The organism is Rhodococcus sp. KRD175 (assembly GCF_017168275.1).
In the GTDB taxonomy this organism is placed as follows: domain Bacteria; phylum Actinomycetota; class Actinomycetes; order Mycobacteriales; family Mycobacteriaceae; genus Rhodococcoides; species Rhodococcoides fascians.
Genome location: NZ_JABFAQ010000021.1, coordinates 1 through 4,928 on the forward strand (window position 1 = coordinate 1; position 4,928 = coordinate 4,928).

Annotated in this window: 8 protein-coding genes; 4 read left to right on the forward strand and 4 right to left on the reverse strand. The window is 61.1% G+C overall.

The genetic code is table 11. From position 1 onward, the window contains the following. Both J1M81_RS23715 and J1M81_RS23720 read right to left on the reverse strand, forming a co-directional pair. A partial coding sequence (locus J1M81_RS23715; protein WP_206498973.1) for a DUF4192 family protein occupies window positions 1-139 on the reverse strand: 139 nt, incomplete at its 3' end. Between the two features lie 48 nt (window positions 140-187). Further along, entirely contained in the window at window positions 188-328 is a 141-nt protein-coding gene (locus J1M81_RS23720; protein ID WP_206498972.1) for a hypothetical protein, read from the reverse strand. 669 nt (window positions 329-997) lie between these two features. Here J1M81_RS23720 and J1M81_RS23725 point away from each other — a divergent pair. Beyond that, the gene (locus J1M81_RS23725; protein WP_141214906.1) at window positions 998-1,567 is read left to right on the forward strand and encodes a hypothetical protein; all 570 of its coding nucleotides are present in this window, start codon (window positions 998-1,000) and stop codon (window positions 1,565-1,567) included. A 334-nt stretch (window positions 1,568-1,901) separates the two neighbouring features. Here J1M81_RS23725 and J1M81_RS23730 read toward each other — a convergent pair whose 3' ends face one another. Together J1M81_RS23730 and J1M81_RS23735 are read right to left on the reverse strand one after the other, a co-directional pair. Continuing rightward, window positions 1,902-2,066: a hypothetical protein gene (locus tag J1M81_RS23730; protein ID WP_157889900.1), complete on the reverse strand. Its 165-nt coding sequence runs from the start codon at window positions 2,064-2,066 to the stop codon at window positions 1,902-1,904. A gap of 274 nt (window positions 2,067-2,340) precedes the next feature. Continuing rightward, a complete protein-coding gene (locus J1M81_RS23735) occupies window positions 2,341-2,712 on the reverse strand; it encodes a hypothetical protein (RefSeq protein WP_008719986.1) in 372 nt (123 codons plus the stop codon). Window positions 2,713-2,792: 80 nt separating this feature from the next. Here J1M81_RS23735 and J1M81_RS23740 point away from each other — a divergent pair, with 80 nt between their 5' ends. From J1M81_RS23740 to fdxA, 3 genes are read left to right on the forward strand one after another with little or no spacing between them, the layout of a single operon-like run. Next, window positions 2,793-3,224 (forward strand): MerR family transcriptional regulator, encoded by a 432-nt coding sequence (locus J1M81_RS23740; RefSeq protein ID WP_008719991.1) that lies wholly within the window; start codon window positions 2,793-2,795, stop codon window positions 3,222-3,224. A 20-nt stretch (window positions 3,225-3,244) separates the two neighbouring features. Further along, window positions 3,245-4,273, forward strand: coding sequence for an arsenic resistance protein (locus J1M81_RS23745; protein WP_008719998.1), 1,029 nt, complete (start codon window positions 3,245-3,247; stop codon window positions 4,271-4,273). After that, entirely contained in the window at window positions 4,270-4,587 is a 318-nt protein-coding gene (gene fdxA, locus J1M81_RS23750; protein WP_008720000.1) for a ferredoxin, read from the forward strand. The genes J1M81_RS23745 and fdxA overlap by 4 nt, the downstream gene beginning before the upstream one ends. Window positions 4,588-4,928: the final 341 nt, after the last annotated feature.

Genomic DNA, 4,928 nt, shown 5'->3' on the forward strand with positions numbered 1-4,928 from the left:
GCGCGACGAGGTGGGAGCCGTTCCCGTCGTCGGCCAGGGCGATGATGACGACGGAGTTGTCGGGGGTGAAGCCGAGCAGGGCGGGGATGGCGGCGAGGGTGTCGGCGGCGGTGGTGAGGGACATGCGATGTTGGGTCATGGCGAAAGCCTTTCGGTGTGTGCGGGTGTGGTTGGGGTAGCGCTGTTTTCAGTGGCGGAGTTCGCGTCGCGCGGTGCGGCGGTCGCGGCGTGCGCTGGCGCGTTTGACGGTCCGCCGGACTTTGCGGCTGCCGTTTCGGTGGACGGTGATGTCGATTTCGTCGGCGGTGGTGGGGTGCTGTGCTCGCATGGTGACCTGTCCCTCTCGACTGGCGGCCGGACCTTCGCCCTGCCAATTTTCTTTCGCCGTGGTGGCTGGGGAGAGAAACCAGCGCACGGGAACGACGGGGCAACCCCTCGTCTCGGACAGTTTTCGTGGGAGCGCAGCGACTGCTCGACGAAAAGTGTTCGGAGCCTTGGCCGTAGCGCAGCGGAGCGAGGGGTTGAGCCGGCGGGCACGGGTGATGGATGCTCGGAGAAGCCACCTACGTCGAAAGAAATTGATTCTTTTCGCTCTTGTGAGTGCGGAGCGAAGCGGAGTTCGGTTCGGTGCAGCCCGTAGGGGTGCGTGTGGCCCGCCAGGGGCCTGCCTGCGAACGTTGCCGGCCTGCTGTGGTGGGACGCGGAACGCCGCCGGAGCTGGTGCTCTACGGCGGCGCGGTGTGGGGTACGACTGTGAACGTGATTGTGCGGGAGCGACGGAGGGTGACGACGCTCGGTGTGGCGGTAGCTCGTATTTACGGTGGTGTGGCAGATGTCGAGCTGCCCCTTGAGGCCGACATTTTCGTTGACGGTGTCGTGGCCTGGCAGGGCCGATGAGGAGGAGTACTGGGCGAGTCAGGGTACGGGTCATTCATTCGATCGCTTGTATGGCATCGCGGTGACCTTTAGGCTCCGGGCCATGCGGGCTGGATCACAAGTGACGACATCGGTTTTTGGTATTGCTTTCGTATTGATGCTTGCTGCGTGTGCTGGCAGCGAGTCCGGTACTGAGAGGAGTGCGGAACAGGCTCCTGAGGGCAGTGTTTCGAGCAGCGCAGCTGGCGGATCGGATGTTGGCAGTTCGTCGAGCGGTGATTGCGGCACGATTGGTCAGAACTTGACGTATGACGAGCTCAAGCAAGTGTCGCTTGGCGACGATACGATGTTTCATCTTCCTGAAGACGCCAGGAACTTGGTAGCCAGCACTCCCACTGGTGGCCAGCAGCAGTATCTGGACGACTCGTGCGAGCTGATGGTCAACGCAGGTATGGAATTGGGAATTCCGATGGAAGGCATTCAGGTCGAGAGCTACAGGGATTCGCCGAAGATGCAGGCTGACATGATTGGGGCGGGGTACAACTTTTGCACTGGCTACGAAGGTTCACAGAACTGGGATCCGAACAGCACGTTTGAGCCAGATTCGACCCAATATGGCATCAATGACAGTTTCGTTCTTGCCAACAAGAATTTATGCCCGCAAGTGAAACTTCCTAAGATTCCTTCTTAACTCATCGGTCTATCCAAATCCAATTTTTCGTTTGACCCTCCGGTTAGCGCTGCGCCAGTCACCGTATTGGACTGGGCTGGATTGTCAGCTGGCGACAGGCAGGAGGGTGTCGGTGGCCTATGGCATTGTCGCTGCCTATGGATACACAGACGGCGGCGGTGACGAACCGGTCGCATCTCGATAACTGTCCCAGGTGCAGTAGCCCGATTCCGTTGCCGTTGGACAACTTCTGTTCTCAGTGCAGGTATCCGTTGCGGGTCGATTCGGAGGAGCGGGCGGCGAGGCTTCATGCTGCGAACCTTCGGCGGCTCCGTCGGCGTCGTGGTTAGAGCGGTCAGGTGGTGGCGGGTACGAGGGTGTCGGGTTTGACGAGGTAGGGGTAGACGCCTAGGCCTGGTGTTTCGTTTTCGACGAGGACGAGGCCTGCGTCTTGGATTTCGCGGATGACGACGATGCCGGGTGCTCCGGGTGCGAGGTGGTAGCGGTCGCCGATCTTCACGGTGTCTCCTGTGCTGCTGCGGTGGTGTGTGTCGATTGTGGGTGATCGGCCATCTGTCGGGTGGCCACTGCGGTGGTGGTGTCGGTCATGTGATGGGTGTGATGGCGGCGGCGGGGCACCATTGCCGTTCGAGGTCGAGTCGGCCTTTCTTGTTGCCGGTGGGGATCGAGAACGACACGGCAGCAAGCTTGTGCATACCCGGTCATTGACCGGCTTGTCATGGCTGCGCGACTTGATGGCACGAATCATTCTGCGCCGTAGAGGCTTTGATTCTCTATGAGTCCGTATCGCCGAACAGTTGGTCAACCACTTCCGCACTGTGGCCGGGGGCTTTTACTGTCATCGTTGTTGCCGTGGCGGTGAAGTTCACCGTGAAGACGTAGAAGGAGCAGCACGCCAGTTCCGAGGCGATTGCATCGGACAGGCGAGCGATGAACGCCGTATCCGGCGGGAAGGTGAATTCGAGTCCTTCATCGACACGCCGGCGGCTGGTAACGGAGGCGAGGATCAATGCCCACAGCTCGATCCGCCCAGGTTGGACGGCTGTTGAGAGCGTGCATGCCGACGGGGCCTTCATCTCGCGGAGAGGCGTCGGGTCGAGACGGATGAGTGTCCGGGCGTCCGGGCGCGGTCGAACTGGGTACATGGCCCGACGTTAGACCCAGTAGCTGGGTGGAAGGTCAAGGATTTGACCTTCCACCCGACTCGAAGGTTTATCCTCGGTGCATGTCCGCTCTGCGCATTTCACAGCTGTCGTCGGTGACCGGCGTCCCCGCGACCACGCTACGGTTCTACGAAAGCGAGGGCCTGCTCCCGGCGGACCGTTCGGCGAACGGCTACCGCGTCTACGACGACCGTGCTCAGCAACGTTTGGCGTTCATCACAGCCGCCAAAAGCCTGAACTTGTCGCTGCCGGAGATCAAACTTCTCCTTCGTGTTTGGGAGAAAGACTCCTGCGCCGCAGTCAAAGCCGAACTCGGCCCCGCCATCGAATCGCACATCGCTCACGCGAACGAATCGATCGCTCAATTGACCGCACTGCGTGACAGTTTGACCGATGCACTGTCCCGCCTTGGGGACACACCCGACGCGTCGACGCCATGCAATCCAGAGTGCACCTGGCTGATCTCTGCGAACACTGCAGTGGGCACCTCGTGAACACATCGAGCGCCACCTCGATGGTGGCCTGGATGGAGAAGTTCCAGATCCCGCTCTACCTGCTGGCCCTGCTCATCGGTGCCGTTGTCGGCTCGGGTGCGCCGTCGTCGGCGCATTCGTTCGAGATCGCCATCAACCCGGTACTGATCGTGTTGCTCTACGCCACGTTCCTCGCGGTTCCGTTCTCCGCCATCGGCGCATCGCTGCGCGACGGGAAGTTCTTGCTCAGTGTCGTGGTGCTGAATTTCGTGCTCGTCCCGGTCGTCGTGTTCGCTATGACCCGGTTCGTCGCTGACAGCCAGGCGGTACTCGTCGGTGTGCTGCTGGTGTTGTTGGCTCCCTGCATCGACTACGTCATCGTCTTCAGCGGGTTGGCGGGCGCGGCATCGGAACGGTTGCTCGCGAGCGCGCCGCTGTTGATGTTGTTGCAGATCGCGTTTCTGCCGCTCTACCTGTGGTTGTTCGTCGGGTCCGAGTTGGTGGAAATCATCGACATTGCACCGTTCGTCGAAGCGTTCGTGCTGCTGATCGTTGTTCCACTGGTGTTGGCGGCCCTGACGCAAGCGCTCGCACGTCGTCGCCGAATCGGCACCCGGATCATGGATGCGATGGCCGCGGCGATGGTGCCGGTCATGATGGCCACTCTTGCCGTCGTCGTGGCGTCGCAGATCGACGCAGTCCGCTCCGAGGGCTCCCAGCTGATTCCCGTGGTGCCGATCTTCGTTGCATTCCTGGTCGTCATGGCGGTTGTTGGATGGGCGACGGCCAGGGTGACGCGCCAGGACGTTCCCGCGACTCGGGCGTTGATTTTTTCCGGTGCGACCCGGAATTCGTTGGTCGTTCTGCCGCTGGCGCTTGCGCTGCCACCACAGCTGTCTCTTGCTGCCGTGGTTGTGGTGACGCAGACATTGGTGGAGTTGATCGGGATGGTCGCCTACGTCCGACTTATCCCCCGTCTCGTCCCAGCTCGCTTCTCCGAGAACAATATTCGAGGTAGGACCGACTCGCAGGCAACCGAATTCGATCATCCCCAGGACACGCGACCATGACTTACGTCATTGCCGAGCCGTGCATCGACGTGATGGACAAGGCGTGTATCGAAGAGTGCCCGGTCGACTGCATTTACGAAGGCCCACGGATGCTCTACATCCACCCCGACGAGTGCGTCGACTGCGGTGCCTGCGAGCCGGTCTGCCCGGTCGAAGCGATCTTCTACGAAGACGACCTCCCGCACGAATGGGCGAAGTACACCTCGATCAACGCACTGTTCTTCGACGACCTCGGATCACCCGGCGGGGCGGCCAAGACGGGACCCATCGCACGGGATCACCCAGCAATCTCCCAGCACCCACAACACAATTAACGCTGACGCTCATCCGGTTGTCGCTCATGCCGTGCGGTCGACGGTCAGCTACGAACTGTAGCTACAAGCAAGCCAATCACCGGTCCCGGTCCGTGCCCAGGCGTACAAGGTTCCTTCGACGATGCTGTCCATGGCCAGGCCCTCGGCCCGGACTTTCAAAGGTGTGGTGTCGCGGAATCCTCCGCTTCCGGATCGCCCGATGGCGAGCGCGATATTTTGTGCACGGATGGACAGATGTCCACGTACTGTTGCCCACCATGCCGAGACCTGGTTGGCGTGTTTGTATCACTCCACACGAGTTGGTGCCGCGGCCAGCGGTGCCGGACACAAATTTGGAGTGG

What these genes read in the sequence shown, in the direction of transcription:
- fdxA (WP_008720000.1), top strand. Translation starts at nt 4,270, where the DNA reads ATGACTTACGTCATTGCCGAGCCGTGCATCGACGTGATGGACAAGGCG.
- J1M81_RS23735 (WP_008719986.1), bottom strand. Translation starts at nt 2,712, where the DNA reads ATGTACCCAGTTCGACCGCGCCCGGACGCCCGGACACTCATCCGTCTC.
- J1M81_RS23740 (WP_008719991.1), top strand. Translation starts at nt 2,793, where the DNA reads ATGTCCGCTCTGCGCATTTCACAGCTGTCGTCGGTGACCGGCGTCCCC.
- J1M81_RS23745 (WP_008719998.1), top strand. Translation starts at nt 3,245, where the DNA reads ATGGTGGCCTGGATGGAGAAGTTCCAGATCCCGCTCTACCTGCTGGCC.
- J1M81_RS23720 (WP_206498972.1), bottom strand. Translation starts at nt 328, where the DNA reads ATGCGAGCACAGCACCCCACCACCGCCGACGAAATCGACATCACCGTC.